This is a genomic window from Mammaliicoccus sp. Q-M61, from assembly GCF_022386055.1.
In the GTDB taxonomy this organism is placed as follows: Bacteria; Bacillota; Bacilli; order Staphylococcales; family Staphylococcaceae; genus Mammaliicoccus; species Mammaliicoccus sciuri_A.
In genome coordinates this window covers 13595-37565 of record NZ_JAJNJL010000013.1, presented here as the reverse complement: position 1 = coordinate 37565, position 23971 = coordinate 13595, and the positions used below count along the sequence as shown (strand labels likewise).

Annotated in this window: 24 protein-coding genes and 1 other annotated feature; all 24 genes read right to left on the bottom strand. The window is 36.0% G+C overall.

Translation table 11 applies throughout. The annotated features are described in order from the left end of the window. Positions 1 to 65: 65 nt before the first annotated feature. The gene (gene tuf / locus LQ677_RS13520) at positions 66 to 1256 is read right to left on the bottom strand and encodes an elongation factor Tu (RefSeq protein ID WP_037589925.1); all 1191 of its coding nucleotides are present in this window, start codon (positions 1254 to 1256) and stop codon (positions 66 to 68) included. Positions 1257 to 1392: 136 nt separating this feature from the next. After that, positions 1393 to 3474, bottom strand: coding sequence for an elongation factor G (gene fusA, locus LQ677_RS13515; RefSeq protein ID WP_196307514.1), 2082 nt, complete (start codon positions 3472 to 3474; stop codon positions 1393 to 1395). Positions 3475 to 3616: 142 nt separating this feature from the next. After that, the gene (gene rpsG / locus LQ677_RS13510; RefSeq protein ID WP_025904867.1) at positions 3617 to 4087 is read right to left on the bottom strand and encodes a 30S ribosomal protein S7; all 471 of its coding nucleotides are present in this window, start codon (positions 4085 to 4087) and stop codon (positions 3617 to 3619) included. Between the two features lie 85 nt (positions 4088 to 4172). Then, on the bottom strand, positions 4173 to 4595 hold the full coding sequence (gene rpsL / locus LQ677_RS13505; RefSeq protein WP_037589923.1) for a 30S ribosomal protein S12: 423 nt from the start codon (positions 4593 to 4595) through the stop codon (positions 4173 to 4175). Positions 4596 to 4686: 91 nt separating this feature from the next. Beyond that, a complete protein-coding gene (locus LQ677_RS13500; RefSeq protein WP_025904865.1) occupies positions 4687 to 4941 on the bottom strand; it encodes a ribosomal L7Ae/L30e/S12e/Gadd45 family protein in 255 nt (84 codons plus the stop codon). A gap of 135 nt (positions 4942 to 5076) precedes the next feature. Next, a complete protein-coding gene (gene rpoC / locus LQ677_RS13495; RefSeq protein ID WP_037589922.1) occupies positions 5077 to 8694 on the bottom strand; it encodes a DNA-directed RNA polymerase subunit beta' in 3618 nt (1205 codons plus the stop codon). Between the two features lie 100 nt (positions 8695 to 8794). Continuing rightward, entirely contained in the window at positions 8795 to 12349 is a 3555-nt protein-coding gene (gene rpoB, locus LQ677_RS13490) for a DNA-directed RNA polymerase subunit beta (RefSeq protein ID WP_037589920.1), read from the bottom strand. 206 nt (positions 12350 to 12555) lie between these two features. Further along, a complete protein-coding gene (locus tag LQ677_RS13485; protein ID WP_239749029.1) occupies positions 12556 to 13164 on the bottom strand; it encodes a class I SAM-dependent methyltransferase in 609 nt (202 codons plus the stop codon). Between the two features lie 82 nt (positions 13165 to 13246). Next, positions 13247 to 13609, bottom strand: coding sequence for a 50S ribosomal protein L7/L12 (gene rplL / locus LQ677_RS13480; protein ID WP_153653597.1), 363 nt, complete (start codon positions 13607 to 13609; stop codon positions 13247 to 13249). 40 nt (positions 13610 to 13649) lie between these two features. Continuing rightward, positions 13650 to 14156, bottom strand: a complete 507-nt coding sequence (rplJ, locus tag LQ677_RS13475; RefSeq protein WP_025904860.1) for a 50S ribosomal protein L10 — start codon at positions 14154 to 14156, stop codon at positions 13650 to 13652. 42 nt (positions 14157 to 14198) lie between these two features. Then, positions 14199 to 14339, bottom strand: a sequence feature (ribosomal protein L10 leader region). A 41-nt stretch (positions 14340 to 14380) separates the two neighbouring features. After that, the gene (gene rplA / locus LQ677_RS13470) at positions 14381 to 15073 is read right to left on the bottom strand and encodes a 50S ribosomal protein L1 (protein ID WP_037589918.1); all 693 of its coding nucleotides are present in this window, start codon (positions 15071 to 15073) and stop codon (positions 14381 to 14383) included. 114 nt (positions 15074 to 15187) lie between these two features. Continuing rightward, positions 15188 to 15610: a 50S ribosomal protein L11 gene (rplK, locus tag LQ677_RS13465; RefSeq protein WP_025904858.1), complete on the bottom strand. Its 423-nt coding sequence runs from the start codon at positions 15608 to 15610 to the stop codon at positions 15188 to 15190. A 147-nt stretch (positions 15611 to 15757) separates the two neighbouring features. Then, a complete protein-coding gene (gene nusG, locus LQ677_RS13460) occupies positions 15758 to 16306 on the bottom strand; it encodes a transcription termination/antitermination protein NusG (protein ID WP_025904857.1) in 549 nt (182 codons plus the stop codon). A 14-nt stretch (positions 16307 to 16320) separates the two neighbouring features. Next, the gene (gene secE / locus LQ677_RS13455) at positions 16321 to 16500 is read right to left on the bottom strand and encodes a preprotein translocase subunit SecE (RefSeq protein ID WP_025904856.1); all 180 of its coding nucleotides are present in this window, start codon (positions 16498 to 16500) and stop codon (positions 16321 to 16323) included. Between the two features lie 14 nt (positions 16501 to 16514). Then, on the bottom strand, positions 16515 to 16655 hold the full coding sequence (gene rpmG / locus LQ677_RS13450; protein WP_075577615.1) for a 50S ribosomal protein L33: 141 nt from the start codon (positions 16653 to 16655) through the stop codon (positions 16515 to 16517). 50 nt (positions 16656 to 16705) lie between these two features. After that, entirely contained in the window at positions 16706 to 17320 is a 615-nt protein-coding gene (locus tag LQ677_RS13445; RefSeq protein ID WP_239749028.1) for a sigma-70 family RNA polymerase sigma factor, read from the bottom strand. A gap of 78 nt (positions 17321 to 17398) precedes the next feature. Further along, on the bottom strand, positions 17399 to 17917 hold the full coding sequence (locus LQ677_RS13440) for an NYN domain-containing protein (RefSeq protein WP_037589915.1): 519 nt from the start codon (positions 17915 to 17917) through the stop codon (positions 17399 to 17401). After that, complete coding sequence (gene rlmB, locus LQ677_RS13435) at positions 17917 to 18663, bottom strand: 23S rRNA (guanosine(2251)-2'-O)-methyltransferase RlmB (RefSeq protein ID WP_025904853.1); 747 nt, start codon at positions 18661 to 18663, stop codon at positions 17917 to 17919. The genes LQ677_RS13440 and rlmB overlap by 1 nt, the downstream gene beginning before the upstream one ends. Further along, positions 18656 to 19045, bottom strand: coding sequence for a Mini-ribonuclease 3 (locus LQ677_RS13430; protein WP_037589958.1), 390 nt, complete (start codon positions 19043 to 19045; stop codon positions 18656 to 18658). The genes rlmB and LQ677_RS13430 overlap by 8 nt, the downstream gene beginning before the upstream one ends. 13 nt (positions 19046 to 19058) lie before the next feature. Continuing rightward, on the bottom strand, positions 19059 to 20462 hold the full coding sequence (cysS, locus tag LQ677_RS13425) for a cysteine--tRNA ligase (RefSeq protein ID WP_037589914.1): 1404 nt from the start codon (positions 20460 to 20462) through the stop codon (positions 19059 to 19061). Continuing rightward, positions 20446 to 21087: a serine O-acetyltransferase gene (gene cysE / locus LQ677_RS13420; protein ID WP_025904850.1), complete on the bottom strand. Its 642-nt coding sequence runs from the start codon at positions 21085 to 21087 to the stop codon at positions 20446 to 20448. The genes cysS and cysE overlap by 17 nt, the downstream gene beginning before the upstream one ends. 254 nt (positions 21088 to 21341) lie before the next feature. Next, positions 21342 to 22796, bottom strand: coding sequence for a glutamate--tRNA ligase (gene gltX / locus LQ677_RS13415; RefSeq protein ID WP_204255781.1), 1455 nt, complete (start codon positions 22794 to 22796; stop codon positions 21342 to 21344). 15 nt (positions 22797 to 22811) lie between these two features. Then, on the bottom strand, positions 22812 to 23291 hold the full coding sequence (gene ispF, locus LQ677_RS13410) for a 2-C-methyl-D-erythritol 2,4-cyclodiphosphate synthase (protein WP_025904848.1): 480 nt from the start codon (positions 23289 to 23291) through the stop codon (positions 22812 to 22814). Further along, positions 23284 to 23970 carry a 2-C-methyl-D-erythritol 4-phosphate cytidylyltransferase gene (ispD, locus tag LQ677_RS13405; protein WP_239749027.1) on the bottom strand — a complete coding sequence of 229 codons (687 nt, stop codon included), beginning with the start codon at positions 23968 to 23970 and terminating at the stop codon, positions 23284 to 23286. The genes ispF and ispD overlap by 8 nt, the downstream gene beginning before the upstream one ends. Between the last annotated feature and the right edge of the window lies 1 nt (position 23971).

The window sequence follows — 23971 nt, the reverse complement described above, 5'->3', positions numbered from 1 at the left end:
AAAAAACCGAGACAACTTAATGTCTCGGCTTTTATTTTGTTTAATCAAGTTTGTTCAATATCGAATTAAGCTTCGATGATTGTAACAACGCCTGATCCAACTGTACGTCCACCTTCACGGATTGAGAAACGAGTACCGTCTTCAATAGCGATTGGTGAAATTAATTCAACGTCCATTTCAACGTTGTCGCCAGGCATAACCATTTCAGTACCTTCTGGTAAGTTAACTACACCAGTTACGTCAGTAGTACGGAAATAGAATTGTGGGCGGTAGTTTGTGAAGAATGGAGTATGACGTCCACCTTCGTCTTTAGATAATACATAAACTTCAGCTTTGAATTTAGTGTGAGGTGTGATTGAACCTGGTTTAGCTAATACTTGACCACGGTTAACGTCTTCACGAGCAACACCACGTAATAATGCACCGATGTTATCTCCAGCTTCAGCGAAGTCTAATAATTTACGGAACATTTCAACACCAGTTACAGTTGTTTTAGAAGATTCTTCAGTTAAACCGATGATTTCAACTTCTTCACCAACAGTGATTTGACCACGTTCAACACGGCCTGTAGCAACAGTACCACGACCAGTGATTGAGAATACGTCCTCAACTGGCATCATGAATGGTTTGTCAGAGTCACGTTCTGGAGTTGGAATGAATGTATCAACAGCTTCCATTAATTCCATGATTTTGTCTTCGTAAGCTTCGTCGCCTTCTAATGCTTTTAATGCTGAACCAGCAATTACAGGAACGTCGTCGCCTGGGAAGTCATATTCAGATAATAAGTCACGAACTTCCATTTCAACTAATTCTAATAATTCTTCATCGTCAACCATGTCAACTTTGTTTAAGAATACTACTAATGCAGGAACACCTACGTTACGTGATAAAAGAATGTGCTCACGAGTTTGAGGCATTGGACCGTCAGCAGCAGATACTACTAAGATACCGCCGTCCATTTGAGCAGCACCAGTGATCATGTTTTTAACATAGTCAGCGTGTCCTGGGCAGTCAACGTGCGCATAGTGACGTTTTTCAGTTTCATATTCGATGTGTGAAGTATTGATTGTAATACCACGTTCTTTTTCTTCTGGAGCGTTATCGATTTGGTCGTAAGAACGAGCTTCTCCGTCACCAGAACGTTTTGCTAATACAGTTGCGATAGCAGCTGTTAAAGTAGTTTTACCATGGTCAACGTGACCGATAGTACCAATATTGGCATGTGTTTTTGAGCGATCAAATTTTTCTTTAGCCATTATGAAATCTCTCCTATTCATATTAAAAATTATTTTTTATTTAAGCCTCATGATGGTTACTCACCATCATGAGGATAACCTATAGTTAATTTATAAATCATTTTGATGAAAAAATCAATTTATTAAAGCGAATGTATTATTCACCTTTGTTTTTCTTGATAATTTCTTCAGAAATTGATTTAGGAACTTCTTCGTAGTGATCAAATACCATAGTATAAGTACCACGACCTTGAGTGTTAGAACGTAAGTTTGTAGCGTAACCGAACATTTCTGAAAGTGGAACAAATGCACGAACAACTTGAGCGTTACCGCGTGCTTCCATACCTTCAACACGTCCACGACGACTTGTTACGTCACCCATGATGTCTCCCATGTACTCTTCAGGCATAACGATTTCAACTTTCATCATTGGCTCTAAGATTACAGGGTTACATTTTTTAGCTGCTTCTTTAAGTGCTAATGACGCAGCAACTTTGAAGGCCATTTCAGATGAATCGACATCATGATATGAACCATCATATAGTTTAGCTTTAACGTCAACTAATGGATATCCAGCTAATACACCGTTTTCCATAGCGTCTTTAAGACCAGCTTCAACTGATGGAATGTATTCACGAGGAACTACACCACCGACGATAGCGTTTTCGAATTCGAAGCCGCCACCTTGTTCGTTAGGTGTGAATTCAATATGAACATCACCGTATTGTCCACGTCCACCTGATTGACGAGAGAATTTACCTTGAACTTGTGCAGATTCTTTGAACGTTTCACGGTAAGATACCATTGGAGCACCAACAGTACATTCTACTTTGAATTCACGTTTCATACGGTCTACTAAGATATCAAGATGTAATTCACCCATACCACCGATGATAACTTGTCCAGTTTCATGGTCAGTGTGTGCATGGAATGTTGGATCTTCTTCTTGTAATTTAACTAATGCGTTAGTCATTTTATCTTGGTCAGCTTTAGATTTAGGCTCAACAGATAAGTGAATAACAGGTTCTGGGAATTCCATTGATTCTAAGATAATGTTATCTTTTTCATCACATAAAGTATCACCAGTACCAGTATCTTTAAGACCAACAGCACCTGCAATGTCACCAGAATATACAGTAGAAATCTCTTCACGAGAGTTAGCGTGCATTTGTAGGATACGACCTACACGTTCACGTTTACCTTTAGTAGAGTTTCTTACGTATGAACCAGATTCCATTGTACCTGAATAAACACGGAAGAATGTTAATTTACCTACGAATGGGTCAGTCATTACTTTAAACGCTAATGCAGCGAATGGCGCTGAGTCATCAGGTTTAGCAATTACTTCTTCATCTTCGTTATCAGCTCTATGTCCGATAATAGGTTTAACATCTAATGGTGATGGTAAGTAGTCAATAACAGCGTCCAACATTAATTGAACACCTTTGTTTTTGAATGCTGTACCACATAATACTGGGTAGAATTCAACGTCACAAGTAGCTTGACGGATAGCCGCTTTAAGCTCATCAACTGTGATTTCTTCTCCACCTAAGTATTTTTCCATTAATTCGTCATTTGATTCAGAAACAGCTTCAATTAAAGCTTCACGAGCTTCTTCAGCTTGTTGTTTGTGAGATTCTGGGATCTCAACTTCCTCAATTTCAGTACCTAAGTCATTAGTGTATTGGAAACATTTCATTTCTACTAAGTCAATAATAGCGTTGAAATCGTCTTCCGCACCAATTGGTAACTGAATTGGGTGAGCATTTGCTTGTAAACGCTCATGTAGTGTACCAACTGAATATTCAAAGTTAGCACCCATTTTGTCCATTTTATTAATGAATACAATACGAGGTACTCCGTAAGTTGTAGCTTGACGCCAAACTGTTTCAGTTTGAGGTTCAACACCTGATTGCGCATCAAGAACAGTTACAGCACCATCAAGTACACGTAATGAACGTTCAACTTCAACTGTGAAGTCTACGTGTCCTGGTGTATCGATGATGTTTACACGGTGACCATCCCATTGTGCAGTAGTCGCAGCAGAAGTGATTGTAATACCACGCTCTTGCTCTTGTTCCATCCAGTCCATTTGTGAAGCACCTTCATGTGTTTCACCAATTTTATGGATACGGCCTGTGTAATAAAGAATACGTTCAGTAGTAGTAGTTTTACCAGCATCGATGTGAGCCATGATACCGATATTACGAGTGTTTTTCAAAGAAAAATCTCTTGCCATAGTATTCTTACTCCTTCCAAAACATTGGATATTTGGTTGTTGTTTATATAGATACTTTGATACCCTAAGTGTTTAAAAAACTATAGATGACCTATAAATAAGCCTCTTTATAATTTTAACGCTTAGGGTTCTAAGTTCTATCTTACCAACGGTAATGAGCAAACGCTTTGTTAGCTTCTGCCATTTTGTGAGTGTCTTCACGTTTCTTAACAGCACCACCAGTGTTATTGGCAGCATCTAAGATTTCATTAGCTAAACGCTCTTCCATAGTTTTTTCACCACGAAGACGCGCGTAGTTAACTAACCAACGTAAACCTAAAGTAGTACGACGTTCTGGACGTACTTCTACAGGTACTTGATAGTTTGAACCACCTACACGGCGAGCTTTAACTTCAAGTACAGGCATGATGTTGTTGATAGCTTCATCGAATACTTCCATAGCATCTTTACCTGAACGTTCTTGAACAAGTTCGAATGCAGAATAAAGAATTCTTTGAGCAGTACCACGTTTACCATCAAGCATGATTTTGTTGATTAATTTTGTTACTAATTTAGAGTTGTGAATTGGATCTGGTAAAACATCTCTTTTTGCAACTGGACCTTTACGAGGCATAATCGTAATCCTCCTTCCTCATTATAAAGTTTAATTGATTTATCGTCATTTAAAAAACTGTTATTTACAGAAATTTAATGTCAAATTATTTTTTAGCAGCTTTAGGTTTTTTAGCACCATAAAGTGAACGGCTTTGCATACGACCGTCAACACCAGAAGTGTCTAAAGCACCACGTACGATATGGTAACGCACACCAGGTAAGTCTTTTACACGTCCACCACGAATAAGTACAACACTGTGTTCTTGTAAGTTGTGACCAATACCAGGGATATACGCGTTTACTTCGATGTTGTTTGATAAACGAACACGAGCATATTTACGTAAAGCTGAGTTAGGTTTTTTAGGTGTCATTGTTCCTACACGAGTACATACACCACGTTTTTGAGGAGAGTATACAGTAGTCATTTTTTTCTTCATGCTATTGTAACCTCTGTTTAATGCTGGTGCAGTTGATTTTTGTGTTTTGCTAGTACGAGGTTTACGTACTAATTGGTTAATAGTAGGCATCTTTAATGTCCTCCTCTCTTCATTTCTTAATTCCACACATCCAGGTGGTTCATTTTAAGTCAAATAAAAATAGTAAGCACAGCTTACACATTTATTTAAGCAATGCAACAACTGTCGCATTAACTTCTATTCCATAGCGTGATCCAAGTTCTTGTCGACTAGGACTATAACTTATCGGAACGCCTGTCTCAAATGCTATCGATAACACTTTCGACAAAATATGAATATTGACATCTTGAGCAATGATTACTTGACGTACATCATGCTTCAATAATGCTTTAGTGGTCTGTTTTAAACCAATGACATAACTGTCTTGATTTAAGCTTAAGGCTTTTTCATTAGACATTTCATATCCTCCAAAGCGTCTGCTTTCATCAACCTTAACAATAATAACATTGCACAGTTATAAAGTCAATCATTTTTAAAGTGTTTTTATAATAAAATACAAGCTGTTCTAGGAACCTAGAACAGCCCATATATATTAGTCAGTCACAACTTGTTCTTCAGGTACTACTTCTTTTTCAACTTTTTCAAAGTCAACACCAGTATATCTTCTCATACCTGTTCCGGCAGGGATCAATTTACCGATGATAACATTTTCTTTAAGTCCAAGTAAGTCATCACGCTTACCTTTAATAGCAGCATCTGTAAGTACTCTTGTTGTTTCTTGGAATGAAGCAGCTGATAAGAAACTTTCAGTCTCAAGAGATGCTTTCGTAATACCAAGTAATACAGGTTTAGCAGTTGCTGGACGTTTACGCGTCGCAAATACTTCTCTGTTTGCATCAGTGAATGTATGAATATCAACTAATGCACCTGGTAATAGTTTAGTATCTCCTGCTTCAATAATTCTTACTTTACGAAGCATTTGTCTAACCATAACTTCAACGTGTTTATCTGAAATTTCAACACCTTGCATACGGTAAACTTTTTGTACTTCTTTTAGTAAGTAACTTTGAGTTGCATTTAAGCCTGCAACAGCTAGTAATCCTTTAGGTTCAATTGAACCTTCAGTCATAACTTCACCACGTTCTACGTATTGACCTTCTTCAACTTTAAGTCGAGCAGTACCTGGTGCGTTATAAGTACGGATTTCATTTTCGCCTTTAACTTTAATTTCTTGTTGACGATCTTTAACGATCGTAATTTCAGTTACTTCACCATTAATTTCAGAAATAACAGCTTGTCCTTTAGGATTACGTGCTTCAAATAGCTCTTGAATACGAGGTAAACCTTGAGTGATATCGGCACCTGCTACACCACCTGTATGGAATGTACGCATTGTAAGCTGAGTACCTGGTTCACCGATTGATTGTGCAGCAATTGTACCAACTGCTTCACCAACTTCAACTTGTTCACCAGTTGCTAAGTTCTTACCATAACATTTTTCACATACACCGTGACGAGTGTTACATGTAAATGCAGAGCGAATATGCATTTCAGTAATACCTGCGTCAACTATTTGTTTAGCAATATCTGCAGTTATTAATTCATTAACTTTAATAATTACTTCATCTGTTTCAGGATGACGTAATGTTTCTTTAGAGTAACGACCTTCAATACGTTCAATGAATGGTTCGATTAACTCTGATCCTTCTCTAATATCTGAAACAAGTAAACCACGGTCAGTTCCACAGTCTTCTTCTCTAACGATAACATCTTGTGCTACGTCAACTAGACGACGTGTTAAGTAACCTGAATCGGCAGTTTTCAGTGCTGTATCGGCAAGACCTTTACGCGCACCGTGAGTAGAGATGAAGTATTCAAGTACTGTTAAACCTTCACGGAATGAAGATTTAATAGGTAACTCGATAATTCGACCAGATGGGTTAGCCATCAAACCACGCATACCAGCTAATTGAGTGAAGTTTGATGCGTTACCACGGGCACCAGAGTCACTCATCATGAAGATTGGGTTTAAGCTGTCTAATGACATCATTAATTTAGCTTGAATATCATCTTTAGCTTTTGTCCAAATTTCAATTACAGCAGCATAACGTTCGCTTTCAGTAATTAAACCACGGCTAAACTGTTTCTGTACTTTATCTACTTTGACTTCTGCTTCTCCAATAATTTCTTGTTTATCAGGAAGTACCACAATGTCAGAAACCCCAACTGTAATACCAGCTTTAGATGAGTATTTAAATCCTAAATCTTTCATCTTATCAAGCATTACTGATGTATCTGTAATGTGGAATTTATTAAAGATTTCCGCAATGATTTGACCTAAGAATTTCTTGTTAAATGGTTTAACAAGTTCAACATCTTGTAAGTACTCGATTAATCCACCTTCTGGAATATCAGTAGGTGATACAAAGTATTTGTCAGGTGTTGATTTTTCTAAATTGAAATTCGTTGGTTCATTAATATACGGGAATGAATCCGGCATAATTTCATTGAATATCACTTTACCAACAGATGTGATAAGTAATTTATTGTTTTGTTCTTCTGTAAATGTTGGGTTCTTTAATGATCTTGCATGAACAGCTATACGTGAGTGTAAATGAACATAACCATTTACATACGCTTTAATAACTTCATCTGTTTCACTAAAGATTTCACCAGCTCCTGTAGCGCCTTTACGTTCAAGTGTTAGGTAATAGTTACCTAATACCATATCTTGAGAAGGTGTTACGACTGGTTTACCATCTTTAGGGTTCAAGATGTTTTGAGCTGCAAGCATTAACATACGTGCTTCTGCTTGTGCTTCTTTTGATAATGGAACATGGACAGCCATTTGGTCACCATCAAAGTCAGCGTTATAAGCAGTTGTTACAAGTGGATGAAGTCTGATTGCACGACCTTCAACTAGTGTAGGTTCAAATGCTTGAATACCTAAACGGTGAAGTGTTGGTGCACGGTTTAATAGTACTGGATGTTCTTTAATAACATCTTCTAGTACATCCCAAACTTCTTCTTCCATTCTTTCTATTTTACCTTTTGCATTCTTGATGTTTGTAGCAATTTCACGTTCAACAAGTTCTTTCATAATGAAAGGTTTGAACAATTCTAACGCCATTTCTTTCGGTAAACCACATTGATACATTTTAAGGTTTGGTCCAACTACGATAACTGAACGACCTGAATAGTCAACACGTTTACCAAGTAAGTTTTGACGGAAACGACCTTGTTTACCTTTTAACATATGTGACAATGATTTTAATGGACGGTTACCTGGTCCAGTTACTGGACGACCACGACGACCATTATCAATTAAAGCATCTACAGCTTCTTGTAACATACGTTTTTCATTTTGAACGATAATACCAGGTGCACCTAAGTCTAATAAACGTTTCAAACGATTATTACGGTTGATAACACGACGGTATAAATCATTTAAATCACTTGTTGCGAAACGTCCACCATCTAATTGAACCATTGGACGAATTTCAGGTGGAATAATTGGTAATACATCTAAGATCATCCAAGATGGATCATTACCTGAGTGACGGAATGATTCAACAACTTCTAGACGTTTAATTGCTCTTGTCAATCTTTGTCCTGTTGCTGATTCTAATTCTTCACGTAATTCTTTTAATTCTTTATCTAAGTCGATATCGCTTAATAAGTCACGGATTGCTTCTGCACCCATTTTTGCTGTGAATTTACCTGGATATTTATCATAATACTCACGGAATTCACCTTCAGTTAATAATTGTTTCTTCTCTAATCCAGTTGGACCTGGATCAATTACAGTGTAAGAAGCAAAGTATATAACCTCTTCAAGTGAACGTGGTGACATATCAAGTAAAAGTCCCATACGACTTGGGATACCTTTGAAGTACCAAATGTGTGAAACTGGAGCTGCTAATTCAATGTGCCCCATTCTTTCACGACGCACTTTTGATTTAGTAACCTCTACACCACAACGGTCACAGACCATGCCTTTGTAGCGTACTCTTTTATATTTACCACAACTACATTCCCAGTCCTTAGTTGGACCAAAAATTTTCTCACAGAATAAACCATCTCTTTCAGGTTTTAACGTACGGTAGTTAATTGTTTCTGGTTTTTTCACTTCACCAAATGACCAAGAACGGATCTTTTCAGGTGAAGCAAGTCCTATTTTCATGTAATGGAAATTATTTACATCAATCAAGGAGCCTACCTCCTTCAATTTAAATTAGTTGTGCCGGTTGATTGATAATGTATAACAAATGAAAAGCGCAAATGGTTAATCAAATGCGCTTTATTAACTTTTAGTCAGTTACTTGTTGTCCTTCTATTGATGCATCTTGTGAAACACCTAAATCAACTTTCTTGTCCATCATATCTTCATCTTCTAAATCACGCATTTCGATTTCGTTATCGTGTTCGTCCATAACTTTAACGTCTAGACCTAAACTTTGTAACTCTTTCATTAATACGCGGAATGATTCAGGAACACCTGGTTTAGGGATGTTTTCTCCTTTTACGATAGATTCGTAAGTTTTAACACGACCTACTGTGTCATCAGATTTATAAGTTAAAATCTCTTGTAAAGTATATGCTGCACCGTAAGCTTCAAGTGCCCATACTTCCATCTCACCGAAACGTTGTCCACCAAATTGAGCTTTACCGCCAAGTGGTTGTTGTGTAACAAGTGAGTATGGTCCAGTAGAACGCGCATGTAATTTATCGTCTACCATGTGTGCAAGTTTAAGCATGTACATTACACCTACAGATACACGGTTATCAAACGGTTCACCAGTACGACCATCGTATAGTACAGTTTTACCATCACGAGCCATACCTGCTTCTTCAATAGTTGACCAAACATCATCATCGTTTGCACCATCAAATACTGGTGAAGCAACATGAATACCTAAATTCTTAGCTGCCATTCCAAGATGAAGTTCTAATACTTGTCCGATATTCATACGAGAAGGTACACCTAATGGGTTTAACATGATGTCAATTGGTGTTCCATCTGGTAAGTAAGGCATATCTTCTTCAGGTAAGATACGTGAGATAACACCTTTGTTACCGTGACGACCACACATTTTATCTCCGACATGTATTTTACGTTTTTGAACGATGTATACACGTACTAATTGGTTTACACCTGGAGATAGTGAGTCATCGCCTTCTTCTCTGTTAAATACTTTAACATCTAATACAATACCACCTGCACCATGAGGTACACGTAATGATGTATCACGAACTTCACGAGCTTTTTCACCAAAGATTGCATGTAATAATCTTTCTTCAGCTGTTAATTCAGTTACACCTTTAGGCGTTACTTTACCAACTAGGATATCTCCGTCTTTAACTTCAGCACCAACATAAACGATACCACGATCATCTAAGTTCTTAAGCGCATTGTCAGAAACGTTAGGAATATCACGTGTGATTTCTTCAGGTCCTAATTTAGTGTCACGAGCTTCTGATTCATATTCTTCAACGTGAATTGAAGTATAAACATCATCTTTAACAAGACGTTCACTCATGATTACAGCATCCTCATAGTTATAACCGTCCCAAGTCATGAAACCAACGACTACGTTACGTCCAAGTGCCATTTCACCAAGTTCCATTGAAGGACCATCAGCTAAAATTTCACCTTTAGAAACAATGTCTCCGCTCGCAATGATTGGACGTTGGTTGTAACAAGTACCTGAGTTACTACGTTTGAATTTAGATAATGGGTAACGATCTAATTCTGTTTCGATCTCTTTACCGTTCTCTTCAACAATACGTCTAACAAGGATTTCTTTTGCTTCTACGTGCTCAACTCTACCTTTATACTTAGCAACTACTGCTGCACCTGAATCACGTGCAGTTACGTGTTCCATACCAGTACCAACAAATGGTGCTTCTGGGTTCATTAAAGGTACCGCTTGACGTTGCATGTTCGCACCCATAAGCGCACGGTTAGAGTCATCGTTTTCTAAGAACGGAATACATGCTGTCGCTGCAGAAACAACTTGTTTAGGAGATACATCCATGTAGTCCATACGTTCTTTAGGTTTCGTAGTGTTGTCCCCACGGAAACGACAAAGTACTTCGTCATCTACGAATTTACCTGTTTCATCAAGTACAGAGTTTGCTTGCGCAACTACATAGCTGTCTTCTTCATCAGCAGTTAAGTAGTCAATTCTGTCAGTAACTTGGTTTGTTTCGATGTTTACCTTACGATAAGGTGTTTCAATGAAACCAAATTCATTAACTCTTGCATAACTTGATAATGAGTTGATTAAACCAATGTTTGGTCCCTCAGGCGTTTCAATTGGACACATACGACCATAGTGAGAGTAGTGAACGTCACGTACTTCCATACCAGCACGCTCACGAGTTAAACCACCCGGTCCTAATGCTGATAGACGACGTTTATGCGTCAACTCTGCTAATGGGTTTGCTTGGTCCATGAATTGAGATAATTGAGAGCTACCAAAGAATTCTTTAATAGATGCAATTACTGGACGAATATTAATTAATTGTTGAGGTGTGATTGAATCAGTGTCTTGAATTGACATACGTTCACGTACAACACGTTCCATACGTGATAAACCAATTCTGAATTGGTTCTGTAGTAATTCTCCTACTGAACGTAGACGACGATTACCTAAATGGTCGATGTCATCTGTGTAACCTACACCATGTAACAAGTTGAAGAAATATGATAGTGAAGAAATAATATCTGCTGGCGTAATACATTTCACTGCTTCATCAGGGAATGCATTACCAATCACTGTTGTCGTACGTTTTTCTTCATCACCAGGAATATAAATTTTAACTGTTTGAACTTCTACTGGCTCATCTAAGACACCACTATTAAGTTCATAAACATGAATATTAGCGTTTGATTCTAAAACATCGATGATTTTATCTAAATTACGACGGTCTAAAACAGTACCTTCTTCTGCCGCAATTTCACCTGTTTCAACATCAACGATAGGTTCAGCTAAAGTTTGGTTGAATAAACGATGTTTAAGATGTAATTTTTTATTCATTTTGTAACGACCTACTGCCGCTAAATCATAACGTTTTGGGTCAAAGAAACGTGAATATAATAGACTTTTAGCGTTCTCTACTGTTGGTGGTTCTCCCGGACGTAAACGCTCATAAATTTCAAGCAATGCTTGGTCTGTTGTTTCAGTATTATCTTTGTCTAATGCATTTCTTAAATACTCATTATCACCAAGTAAATCAATGATTTCTTGATCTGATGAGAATCCTAAAGCACGGATTAATACTGTAATTGGTAATTTACGTGTTCTGTCTATTCTTACGTAAGGAACATCTTTAGCATCTGTTTCATACTCTAACCATGCACCACGGTTAGGAATTACAGTAGTTCCAAAACTCACTTTACCGTTTTTATCAACTTTTTCGTTGAAGTAAACGGATGGTGAACGTACAAGTTGAGATACAATAACACGTTCTGCACCGTTAATTACAAAAGTACCAGTGTCAGTCATTAATGGGAAATCACCCATGAATACTTCTTGATCTTTCACTTCGCCTGTTTCTTTGTTAATTAAACGGACTTTAACGCGTAATGGTGCTGCATATGTTGCATCACGGTTTTTAGATTCTTCTAAATCATACTTTGGTTCACCTAGACGGTAATCTACGAACTCTAAAGAAAGGTTACCTGTAAAATCATCAATTGGAGAAATGTCGCGGAACATTTCTAATAAACCTTCTTTTAGAAACCATTCATATGATTTCGTTTGAATCTCTATTAAGTTAGGTAGTTCTAAAATCTCGGAAATTCTCGCATAACTTCTACGAACACGATGTCTTCCATACTGGATAAGTTGACCTGTCAACAGATTCACCCCTCAAATATTGTGAATATAACTTTGCGCCTTACAAAATAAATATAATAAGACAAAAAGAAAACGGAAAGTCAATGATTCCATTTTCTATTTCGTACGACTTATTCCTAACATTCAATTAAGGGCGACGCAAAAGTACACACTTATTGAATATAATTTTTAACATTCTATTACTATATCAGAACAAAACACCAAAATCAAGCTTTTACACTTTTTAAAATGTAATAACCCTTGCTTTTTTCGATTATTTCTGCATTACCAAAAACATCTTGCATTTTTTTCTTTGCAGAAGGCATACCTTGCTTCTTCTGAATTACAACTAATAGCTGTCCACCACTCGATAATACTTCGATGCTTTGCTCAAGAATTTTATGAACAATTTCCTTCCCTGCTCTAATTGGAGGGTTTGTTAATACAAAATCAAATTCTAAATCTAATACACCATCTAAACAGTTACTTACTTTCAACTGAGCATTTTGAATGTTGTTAGATCGTTGATTATCTTTTGCCAAATCCAATGCACGTTCATTAACATCTACCATTGTCACTTCACTATGCGGAAGTACTTTCGCACACATTAAACCTATTGGACCATAACCACAACCCACATCCAATATTTTCTTTTTAGGACCAGGGGGATTTGCATTTAAGAAAGTTGTTACGAGTAAATCAGACCCAAAGTCTATTTTCCCTTTTGAGAAAACACCATGGTCTGTCTGAAGAGAGAGTTTGTTATCGCGATAAAAATAATCGAAACTTTCTCGTTCCGACTTCACGTTTGGATCGTTATCAAAATAATGACTCATTACGCCACCTCTTTATTGATTAAATGAGTAAATAAAAACCCGTTATCATGATAATAACGGGTTTTTTGATTTAATACAGAGATTATTTTAATTCTACAGATGCGCCAACTTCTTCTAATTTTTCTTTTAAAGCTTCAGCGTCTTCTTTAGATAAACCTTCTTTAACAACTTTAGGAGCGTTGTCTACGATTTCTTTAGCTTCTTTTAAGCCTAAGCCAGTTGCTTCTTTAACCGCTTTAACAACTTTAATTTTTGAATCTCCAGCTGAAGTTAATTCAACGTCGAATTCAGTTTTTTCAGCTGCTGCATCTCCACCAGCTGCGCCAGCTGCTGCTACAGGAGCTGCTGCTGTTACACCAAATTCTTCTTCGATAGCTTTTACTAAGTCATTTAATTCTAATACTGACATTTCTTTAATTGCTTCAATAATTTTTTCATTAGACATGATATATATCCTCCATTAAATAGTTTTATTTGTTGCTGAATTATTCAGCACTTTCTTCTTTTTGTTCTCCAACAGCTTTAACTGCATAAGCAAAGTTACGAACTGGAGCTTGTAATACAGATAGTAACATTGATACAAGACCGTCTTTTGATGGTAATGAACCGATAGTGTTAACTTCTTCTGCAGATACAACTTGTCCTTCGATAACACCTGCTTTGATTTCTAACGCTTCGTTTTCTTTAGCGAAGTCAGCAAGAATTTTAGCTGGTTCAACAACTTCTTCGTTTGAAAAAGCAATTGCGTTAGGACCAGTTAATGTTTCTTCTAAACCTTCGATACCAGCAGCTTCAGCAGCACGACGAACTAAAGTGTTTTTGTAAACTTTATATTCGATACCTGCTTCACGTAATTGTTTACGTAATTCAGTAACTTGCGCAACTGTTAAACCACGGTAGTCAACAATAATTGTTGAAACAGAATTTTTAAGTTGTTCAGTAATTAAATCAACTTTTTGTTGTTTAGCTTCAACGATTTTTGAATTAGACATCTCTACACCTCCATATTAATTGTCCGTGCTTTTATGATGAGGTTTCTCAACAAAAAAGCACTTTTTACCCACGGCAAAAAGTGCTTGAATTTTATACGTTCAAGTCAATTTAAGCCTCGGTAGGATCGCTTTTTAAGTTCAAAATTGAACTCCTACTGTCTTAGGTTAAATATTACACATCCAAAACTATAACGCGTTTTGGAGTTGAAGTCAATATTTTTATATTATAATTTAAAGCTTGAAGTATCAACTTTGATACCAGGACCCATTGTTGTTGTAACAGCAACAGATTTGAAATAAGTACCTTTAGATGATGCTGGTTTAGCTTTAGTTAATGTATCTTGAATTGTTTTGAAGTTATCAACTAATTGTTGCTCGTCAAATGATACTTTACCAATAGATGCATGAACAATACCAGATTTTTCAGCACGGTATTCTACTTTACCTGCTTTAATTTCTTCTACTGCTTTTTTGATATCCATTGTTACTGTACCAGTTTTAGGGTTTGGCATTAAACCTTTAGGTCCTAATACACGACCAAGTTTACCAACTTCACCCATCATGTCAGGTGTTGCAACGATTACATCAAAGTCGAACCAACCTTGGTTGATTTTGTTAATGTATTCTTCACCTACATAATCTGCTCCAGCTTCTTCTGCTTCTTTGATTTTATCGCCTTTAGCGAATACTAATACACGTTGTGTTTTACCAGTACCGTGTGGTAATACTACAGCACCACGGATTTGTTGGTCATTCTTACGTGTATCAATGCCTAAACGAAATGCAACTTCTACAGATGCATCAAAGTTAACAGTACTTGTTTCTTTTGCTAATTTAATCGCTTCTTCAACAGCGTATGTTGCAGTACGATCGATTTTAGCAACTGCTTCTTGATACTTTTTACCTTTTTTAGCCATTTTGTTTTCCTCCTTTAGTGGTTTTAGCGGAATGTTACCTCCCACGTGCATTATCATAAAGACAATGCAATAGCAGACAGCGAAATAGCCGCCTGCTTAAACTTTAAAACTCAATTATTCTACGACAATACCCATGCTGCGTGCAGTACCTTCAACGATACGCATAGCTGCTTCTTCAGATGCCGCGTTTAAGTCAGGCATTTTAGTGTTAGCAATTTCACGTACTTGGTCTTGAGTTACTGTAGCAACTTTAGTTTTGTTAGGTTCACCAGAACCTTTTTCTACTTTAGCTGCTTTTTTAAGTAATACTGCTGCAGGTGGTGTCTTAGTGATGAAAGTAAATGAACGATCTTCAAATACTGTAATTTCAACTGGAATGATTAAACCTGCTTGCTCTTGTGTACGAGCGTTGAATTCTTTACAGAATCCCATAATATTCACACCGGCTTGACCTAATGCAGGACCAACTGGTGGTGCTGGGTTTGCTTTACCTGCAGGAATTTGCAATTTAACAACTTTAACTACTTTTTTAGCCACGATGTGCACCTCCTTGATATCGTGATGTGGTAATGGGGTAATGATATTTTACCCTCCCACTCTTCATTTCGTGACGAAATGGTTGCGCATAGTCCGAGCGCGACCTTTAAATAATAACATTGAAATTATGAAATTTCAAGTGTTTTTTTACAACTTTTCAATTTGATCGAATTCAACTTCGACTGGTGTTTCTCTGCCGAACATATCAACAAGTACTGTTAATTTGTACTTCTCAACATCGATTTCTTTGATTTCACCAACTTGGTTACTAAATGGTCCACTTGTTACGCGAACTTGTTCACCTAATTCAACTTCTACGTCGACAGTTTTTTCTACCATACCCATTTGTTTAAGGATGAATTTCGCTTCCTCAGGTAATAATGGATTTGGTTTAGATCCTGCACCTGCAGAACCAACGAAGCCTGTAACACCAGGTGTATTTCTTACGACATACCATGATTCATCAGTCATAATTAACTCAACTAATACATATCCAGGGAAAGTCTTCTTGATTTGTGTCTTCGCTTTACCATCTTTAATAGATGTTTCTTCCTCTTCAGGAATCACAACTCTAAAAATTTGTTCTTGCATGTTCATTGTATCAACACGCTTTTCTAGGTTTGTTTTGACTTTATTTTCATAACCTGAATAAGTGTGCACTGCATACCATCGTTTAGCGCCTATCTCTTCTGACATTTTGCCACTCCTTACTATCTAATCAAATTAATTAATTCTGTAATTCCTAAATCTAATGCATAGAAAAAGATTAAGAAAAAGATTACTGTACACACTACTATTGTTGTATATTTAACAAGTTCTTTGCCAGTTGGCCAACTTGTTTTCTGCATTTCTGATTTTACGCCTTGAAAGAAGTTTTCTTTTTTAGCCATTGATTTTCCTCCTTTTAGATGGATTCTTTATGCAATGTATGCGTATTACAAGTTTTACAAAACTTTTTTAGCTCTAATCGTTGATCTGTATCTTTTTTAGGGACTGTATAATTTCTAGCTCCGCATTTCTCGCAATTTAAAGGGACTTTTCTCATCTTATCACCTAATTCATTCTAATCCTAGATTAATATACAAAACAAATCACCTAATTGTCAAACAAAGCTGAAGTAATTTCAGCCTTGTTCAGTTTCTTTTTTAATCTGTATTGTGCGTTGTATATATGTTTCACTGGTACATCTAGTTCATTTGATATTTCTTTTTTTGTTTTTCCTTGTGCCGTTAATTTTAGAATGTCCGTTTCTATAGGTGATAGTTTATTTGAATCCATCAAATAGGATAGTGAACACTCAGTTAACATTTCATTTTCAAAATCCTGACCATGACCATCTCTAAGACACTCTATTAAATTAACCGAATCACTTTTTGTTTCGTCAATACTTAATGAATCTTTTAATATTTGATACTTTGTACTTTTAACTTTTCTTATATAATCAATTTTAGCATTTTTAATAATGACATTCACACAATGTATAAAGGACTCCTGCTTGTCACAATCAAATGTGAGTGCTTGCTTATACAATTTATATCTTATAATTTGTGCGATGTCCTCTTTATCATTATAAGGTAGTCTCAATGTGCCTACCCGCTTCTGAATGTCACTTTCGAAAACATTTAATAATTGATTAAACGCTTCTTTGTCACCGTTTTGAATATCAGCAATCCATTTTAACAACTGATTATCAGTATTCATGTCATTCATCATGCTCATCCCTTGTTGTTGTTTTGAGCATATTTTACAGAGCGACTTCCTTATAAATCAAACTTCAAAAAATCATTTTTATCGATTATTTCTTCTCCATTTTTCAAATTGCTGTAATACTTCATCTGGCAAGTTCAATCTATTCCTAGGCGTCTTAGTTTTAATTTCTGATAGATGCTTTGTAACTACAGATTCTTGATTTGCAATTGTTGACCACATTTCTCTTGATGAGATTCTATACGCACCTGAACCAAAAATAGCATGTTGTTCACTCATATCACTTGTGACTACTGTAATATGCGTAATATGTTTTCGATATAATTCATACGTTAGTCTTTCGATATAACTATCTGCTGTTTCTTTCCCTTTCGTATAAACAACTTTCACACCGTGCTTAAATTCTACTGATTCAGTACCTTCTACACCATATGCATCAAAAACAACAATCATTTCACCATCATGCTGGGTATTATAATTGATAAGTGTGATTAACAATTTATCTCTCGCTTCTTCTAAAGAAACTTGAGCAATGGAAGACAATTCGCTTGATTGTCCTATTAAGTTATAGCCATCAATAATTAAATAGATATCTTTCATTATGATTGTCCTATTGGATGCCTTTTTCTATAAACTTCATACATAAGCAGACTTGCTGCAACAGAAGCATTTAAGCTATTAACGTGTCCAACCATTGGTAATTTAATATAAAAATCACACTTATCTTTCACTAATCGACTCATACCTTCGCCTTCACTGCCTATAACGATAACAAGTGGCATTCCAGCATCCATTTGTCTATAATCAGTCGCATTCTTTGCATCTGTACCTGCGACCCAATATCCTACTTCTTGAAGTCTTTCAATTGTTTGCGGTAAATTCGTCACGCGAATAACTGGAACATGTTGAATGGCACCTGTTGAAGCTTTTGCTACTGTTGCATTTAACTGCACAGATCTTCTCTTTGGAATAATAATGCCATCAATACCTATTGCATCAGCTGTTCTCATAATAGAACCTAAATTATGCGGATCTTCTAAACCATCTAACATCAATAAGCAAGGTACATGGTCAATATCTTTAGTTTCTGAAATGAAATCTTCTAATTCTTTATATGGATATGGTGCAATTTGAGCAGCGATACCTTGATGTGGAACATCAGTTAAATAATCAATTTTTGATTTAGGTACAGTTTGGACGACTATTTTTTCAGATTTTGCAATTTTTAAAATTTCACCAATTTGTTTCTTATTGATACCTTCTTGAATCAATATTTTATTAATCGTATGTCCTGAAGTTATCGCTTCTTTGACTGCATGCCTACCAACTATAATCGATTCATCCATTGGCTCCCACCCTTTCTTCTGTTATTTCAATCATTTTATTAACGAGTTCTTCCAAGCGTTCTGTTTCATCTATTAAGAATAAATAACCGATGACCGCTTCGATTGCTGAACTTTTTCTATACGTTTGTATATCCGTATTCTTCGCTTTCGTATAACTTTTTGCGTTACGACCTCGTTGTATAATTTCTAATTCTTCTTCTGTAAAAAATTCATTTTCCATCAAAATATTAAGTGCATAAGCTTGTCCCTTTGCAGAAACATATTGTTTAGACAATTGATGTAATCGATTAGGTTTCCCTTTTATTTTAAGGATAATATGCTTTCTGACATACGTATCTAATATCGAATCACCCATGTAAGCTAAGGATAACGGATTTAACATTTTAATTGTTAATTTATCCACGTCTAAACCTCACACCTTGAGCTGTGTCTTCAAGAATAATATTTTGTTCTTTTAGTGCGTCTCTAATTTCGTCCGCTCTTTGGAAGTTCTTAGCTTTTCTTGCTTCATTACGTTCTTCAATTAATGCTTCAATTTCTTCATCAAGCAATTCATTTTGTTTTTTACCTACTAATGGTACACCAAGAACTTCACTAAAGATTTCATACACTTCTTTGAAACGATTAATTGTTTTTGTAGAAGTTGTATTTTCAAGTAAATATTTATTAGCTAATTTATTCAAGTCATACCATGCAGTCATTGCATTAGCTGTATTGAAATCATCATCCATAGATGTTTCAAAGTCTTTTAATATTTCATTAATACGTTCGATATGTTGTTCTGTTTCATCTTCTTCTAATACAGCATGTTGTGCTCTATCAACTAATGATTGATAACTGTTTCTTATTCTTTCTAAACCTCTACTAGCTGCTTGTACAAGTTCTAAATCATAGTTAATTGGATTTCTATAATGCGCACCTACCATAAAGAATCTTAATACATCAGGGTCAATTTCTTTTATAATGTCATGAACTAAAATAAAGTTACCTAATGATTTACTCATTTTTTCATTGTTAATATTTACAAAGCCGTTGTGCATCCAATAATTCGCGAATGTCTTATCATTGTGTGCTTCTGATTGGGCAATTTCATTTTCGTGGTGAGGGAATTGTAAGTCTGTTCCTCCAGCATGGATATCAATCGTATCGCCTAAATGTACTTGTGCCATTACAGAACATTCGATGTGCCAACCTGGTCTACCTTCACCCCATGGGCTATCCCATTTAATTTCGCCTGGTTTAGCTTTTTTCCATAAAGTGAAGTCTAGCGCATCTTCTTTTTGTTCACCAGATTCTATTCTAGCGCCAACTTTTAAGTCATCTAATGATTGATGGCTCAACTTACCATAATCATCAAAACGTCTTGTACGATAATATACGTCACCACCACTTTCATATGCATAGCCTTTTTCGACTAATACAGCTATAAACGCAATAATATCGTCCATGTGATCCATTACTCTTGGGTTCGCTGTTCCACGTTTACAATTTAAAGCACCTGTATCTTCGTAGAATGCTTCAATAAAACGATCCGCAATTTCCGGAACCGTTTCACCTAATTCATTTGCAGCTTTGATTAATTTGTCATCAACATCTGTAAAATTAGATACATATTGTACATCGTAGCCACGGTATTCTAAATATCTTCTTACGACATCAAATGCTACTGTTGCTCTTGCATTACCAATATGAATGTAGTTGTAAACTGTCGGTCCACATACATACATTTTTACTTTTCCTTCTTCGATAGGAATAAATTCTTCTTTTTGTCTTGTTAACGTATTATATAACGTAATCATCAACAATCTCTCCATTCTTCGTCTTTTCAAGTTGACGTTCTAATTCTTTTAATTGTTCATATATTGGGTCTGGTAAATTTGTATGATTAAAGTTCTTACCAATTTTCAATCCATCTTGTTTAACAATTCTACCTGGAATACCAACTACTGTAGAATAATCTGGTACATCTTTAAGAACGACTGAGTTCGCGCCAATATTCACATTGTTGCCGACTTCAATATTACCTAATACTTTTGCACCAGCAGCTATCAGTACATTATCACCTATATCTGGATGTCTTTTTCCACGTTCTTTACCTGTCCCACCAAGTGTTACACCTTGGTAGATTGTTACATTATTGCCGATACGACATGTTTCACCTATTACAATACCCATGCCATGGTCGATGAATAACCTCTTGCCGATTGTAGCACCTGGATGAATTTCAACTCCTGTGAAAAATCGAGCAATTTGAGATATAGACCTTGCTATAAAGTACATTTTTTTCTTAAAGAACCAATTAGCGATCAAATAACTCCATATAGCATGTAGTCCTGAGTAAGTCATAACGACTTCAAATGAAGATCTTGCTGCAGGGTCTTGATCGAAAACCATTTGAATATCATCTTTGACTCGTTTAAACATTTAAATCCCCCCTCAGATAACAAAAAGGCGCCCCTAACAATAATTGCTAGAGGTGCCTTTTTGCACGGTTCCACTCTTTTTAGCATTAAAAAATGCTCACTCTTTTAAATATTAACATCATCATATTTGTAATAAAGGTGCATTCGCTTAAGTAATGTGGCACATTTTCAGCAACCATGTACTCTCTAATTTCACATTATCTAATCTACTTGTCCTTTAAGTCATTTATATAATAATTTCTCGTTCTAAAAAAATCAAACAAAACGTTTTAATCTGTTAAGTACTTTATCTCGACCTAACAACGCAATTGTATTCGGTAATTCAGGGCCATGAGTTTGACCTGAAACAGCAACACGTATAGGCATAAATAATTGTTTACCTTTGATGCCTGTTTCTTTTTGAACAGCTTTAATTGATTTTTTAATTTCTGCTGGTTCAAACGGCTCTAAAGTTTCAAGTTGTTTCACAAGTTCAGCCATTACAGTTGGAACTTGTTCACCATCTAAGACTTCTTGTGCTTCGTCACTGAAATCAAGATGTTCTCTGAAGAATAACTCAGATAAAGGAACAATTTCTCCTGCATAACTCATTTGTTGTTGATATAAACCTACTAAGTCTCTTGCCCAAGTTAATTCAGCTTCAGATGGACTTTCAGGTAATAGACCTGCTTTAACCATATGTGGAATTGTCATTTCAAAGACTGTTTCAGAATCTTTTTCTTTCATGTATTGGTTATTAATCCATTCTAATTTTTTCTTATCAAAGAATGCTGGTGATTTAGAAAGACGTTTTTCATCGAAGATTTTAATAAATTCTTCTTTAGAGAAGATTTCTTCTTCGCCTTCAGGAGACCATCCTAATAAACCAATAAAGTTAAAGATTGCTTCAGGTAAATAACCTAAATCTTTATATTGTTCTATGAACTGTAGAATTTGACCATCACGTTTACTTAATTTTTTACGCTCTTCATTAACGATTAATGTCATATGCGCAAATTGTGGAGGCTCGAATCCAAACGCTTCATAAATCATAAGTTGCTTAGGTGTGTTTGAAATATGATCATCACCACGAATAACGTGTGAAATTTCCATGTAGTAATCATCAATTGCAACTGCAAAGTTATAAGTTGGGATACCATCTTTTTTAACGATTACCCAGTCACCGATACCATTTGAATCAAATGATACTTCACCTTTAACGATGTCATCGAATTTATATTCTTTATTTTGTGGCACTCTAAAGCGAATACTTGGTTGTCTACCTTCTGCTTCAAATGCTTCTTGTTCTTCTTTTGTTAAGTGTGCGTGTTTACCACCATAACGAGGCATTTCACCTCTTGCAATTTGCTCTTCGCGTTCTGCTTCTAATTCTTCTGAAGTCATATAACATTTATATGCTTTATCTTCAGCTAATAATTTTTCAATTAATGGCTTATAAATGTCGCCACGTTCAGATTGACGATATGGACCGTATCCTCCGTCTTTATTAACAGACTCATCCCAATCTAAACCTAACCATTCAAGGTTAGAAAATTGTGATGCTTCTCCGTCTTCTAAATTTCTGGCTATATCTGTATCTTCAATACGTATAACAAAGTCCCCATTATAATGTTTCGCAAATAAATAGTTAAATAATGCGGTTCTTGCGTTACCGATGTGTAAGTAACCAGTCGGACTTGGCGCGTATCTTACTCTTACTTTGTTACTCATCGTCTCACTCCTGTTTTATTCTTTACTTGTTAATAATACCACAGCTTGTGCTTGTATGCCTTCTTCTCTTCCTAGAAATCCTAATTTTTCATTCGTTGTTGCTTTTACATTTATATCTTCAATAGACACGTCTAATACTGAAGCAATTGCACTTCGCATTTGATCTATATAAGGCCTGAATTTAGGTTGTTCCGCTACAATTGTAGCATCTACATTCCCAAGTTTATATCCTTTTTTCAAAACTTGTTCATAAGATTCTTTAAGCAATAACTTTGAATCTGCATCTTTAAAAGCTGGATCTGTATCTGGGAATAGCTTTCCTATATCTCCTAGACTTGCAGCACCTAGAATAGCATCCGTAATTGCATGGAGCAACACATCTGCATCACTGTGACCTTTCAAACCATGTGTATGTTCAATCTCAAGACCACCAATGATCAATGGTCTTGCCGGATCAAATTCATGCACATCATAACCGTAACCTATTCTAAACATCGCAAATACCTCGCTTCTCTAGTATAGAATGTGCAATGATTAAATCTTCGTGTGTTGTAATTTTGATGTTGTCGTAATCACCATTTGATATATGTACTTGATACCCTGCTCTCTCTACTAACGAAGCATCATCTGTGCCTAAGTAATTTTGTGCTTCTGCTTGTTCATAAGCTGCTAAAATTATGTTTCTTTTGAACGCTTGAGGTGTTTGAACTTGCCACATTGTTGAGCGATCATAAGTTTGTTCAACAACACCATCGATCACTTGCTTAATTGTATCCTTAGCTTGAACTGCTAAAATCACAGCATCTTTTGTTAAGGCATCTTGATATAATTGATTGATTTTTTCTTGTGTAATAAATGGTCTTGCACCATCATGAACCATCACAACTTCGGTATCAATCAATACTTTCAAGACTTCATTAATGCTATGTTGTCTTTCTTGACCACCTGGAATAACACCAGCAACTTTACTAAAGTCCTTTAAATGGTCTTCCATTAATTCAACTTCGTCTGGATGTGCAGCAATAAAAATCTGTTCACATGAATCTATTTCTTGAAACACGGCAACAGTTTGACGAATAATTGTTTCACCGTTAATTTCTAGAAATAATTTGTTGATTTCAGTTCCCATCCTTTTACCTTGTCCAGCTGCAGGAATAATTGTCGTAAACCCCAAT

Bases quoted from the DNA above. Each gene is read 5' to 3' on its own strand.
- ispF (WP_025904848.1), bottom strand. From the start codon at position 23,291: ATGTTTAGAATAGGTTACGGTTATGATGTGCATGAATTTGATCCGGCA.
- rplA (WP_037589918.1), bottom strand. From the start codon at position 15,073: ATGGCTAAAAAAGGTAAAAAGTATCAAGAAGCAGTTGCTAAAATCGAT.
- cysE (WP_025904850.1), bottom strand. From the start codon at position 21,087: ATGTTTAAACGAGTCAAAGATGATATTCAAATGGTTTTCGATCAAGAC.
- nusG (WP_025904857.1), bottom strand. From the start codon at position 16,306: ATGTCAGAAGAGATAGGCGCTAAACGATGGTATGCAGTGCACACTTAT.
- LQ677_RS13430 (WP_037589958.1), bottom strand. From the start codon at position 19,045: ATGTTAAATCCGTTATCCTTAGCTTACATGGGTGATTCGATATTAGAT.
- cysS (WP_037589914.1), bottom strand. From the start codon at position 20,462: ATGATTACGTTATATAATACGTTAACAAGACAAAAAGAAGAATTTATT.
- rpsL (WP_037589923.1), bottom strand. From the start codon at position 4,595: ATGCCTACTATTAACCAATTAGTACGTAAACCTCGTACTAGCAAAACA.
- rlmB (WP_025904853.1), bottom strand. From the start codon at position 18,663: ATGGATGAATCGATTATAGTTGGTAGGCATGCAGTCAAAGAAGCGATA.
- rpmG (WP_075577615.1), bottom strand. From the start codon at position 16,655: ATGAGAAAAGTCCCTTTAAATTGCGAGAAATGCGGAGCTAGAAATTAT.
- rplL (WP_153653597.1), bottom strand. From the start codon at position 13,609: ATGTCTAATGAAAAAATTATTGAAGCAATTAAAGAAATGTCAGTATTA.
- LQ677_RS13485 (WP_239749029.1), bottom strand. From the start codon at position 13,164: ATGAGTCATTATTTTGATAACGATCCAAACGTGAAGTCGGAACGAGAA.
- rplJ (WP_025904860.1), bottom strand. From the start codon at position 14,156: ATGTCTAATTCAAAAATCGTTGAAGCTAAACAACAAAAAGTTGATTTA.
- tuf (WP_037589925.1), bottom strand. From the start codon at position 1,256: ATGGCTAAAGAAAAATTTGATCGCTCAAAAACACATGCCAATATTGGT.
- gltX (WP_204255781.1), bottom strand. From the start codon at position 22,796: ATGAGTAACAAAGTAAGAGTAAGATACGCGCCAAGTCCGACTGGTTAC.
- LQ677_RS13500 (WP_025904865.1), bottom strand. From the start codon at position 4,941: ATGTCTAATGAAAAAGCCTTAAGCTTAAATCAAGACAGTTATGTCATT.
- secE (WP_025904856.1), bottom strand. From the start codon at position 16,500: ATGGCTAAAAAAGAAAACTTCTTTCAAGGCGTAAAATCAGAAATGCAG.
- fusA (WP_196307514.1), bottom strand. From the start codon at position 3,474: ATGGCAAGAGATTTTTCTTTGAAAAACACTCGTAATATCGGTATCATG.
- LQ677_RS13440 (WP_037589915.1), bottom strand. From the start codon at position 17,917: ATGAAAGATATCTATTTAATTATTGATGGCTATAACTTAATAGGACAA.
- rpsG (WP_025904867.1), bottom strand. From the start codon at position 4,087: ATGCCTCGTAAAGGTCCAGTTGCAAAAAGAGATGTTTTACCAGATCCA.
- LQ677_RS13445 (WP_239749028.1), bottom strand. From the start codon at position 17,320: ATGAATGACATGAATACTGATAATCAGTTGTTAAAATGGATTGCTGAT.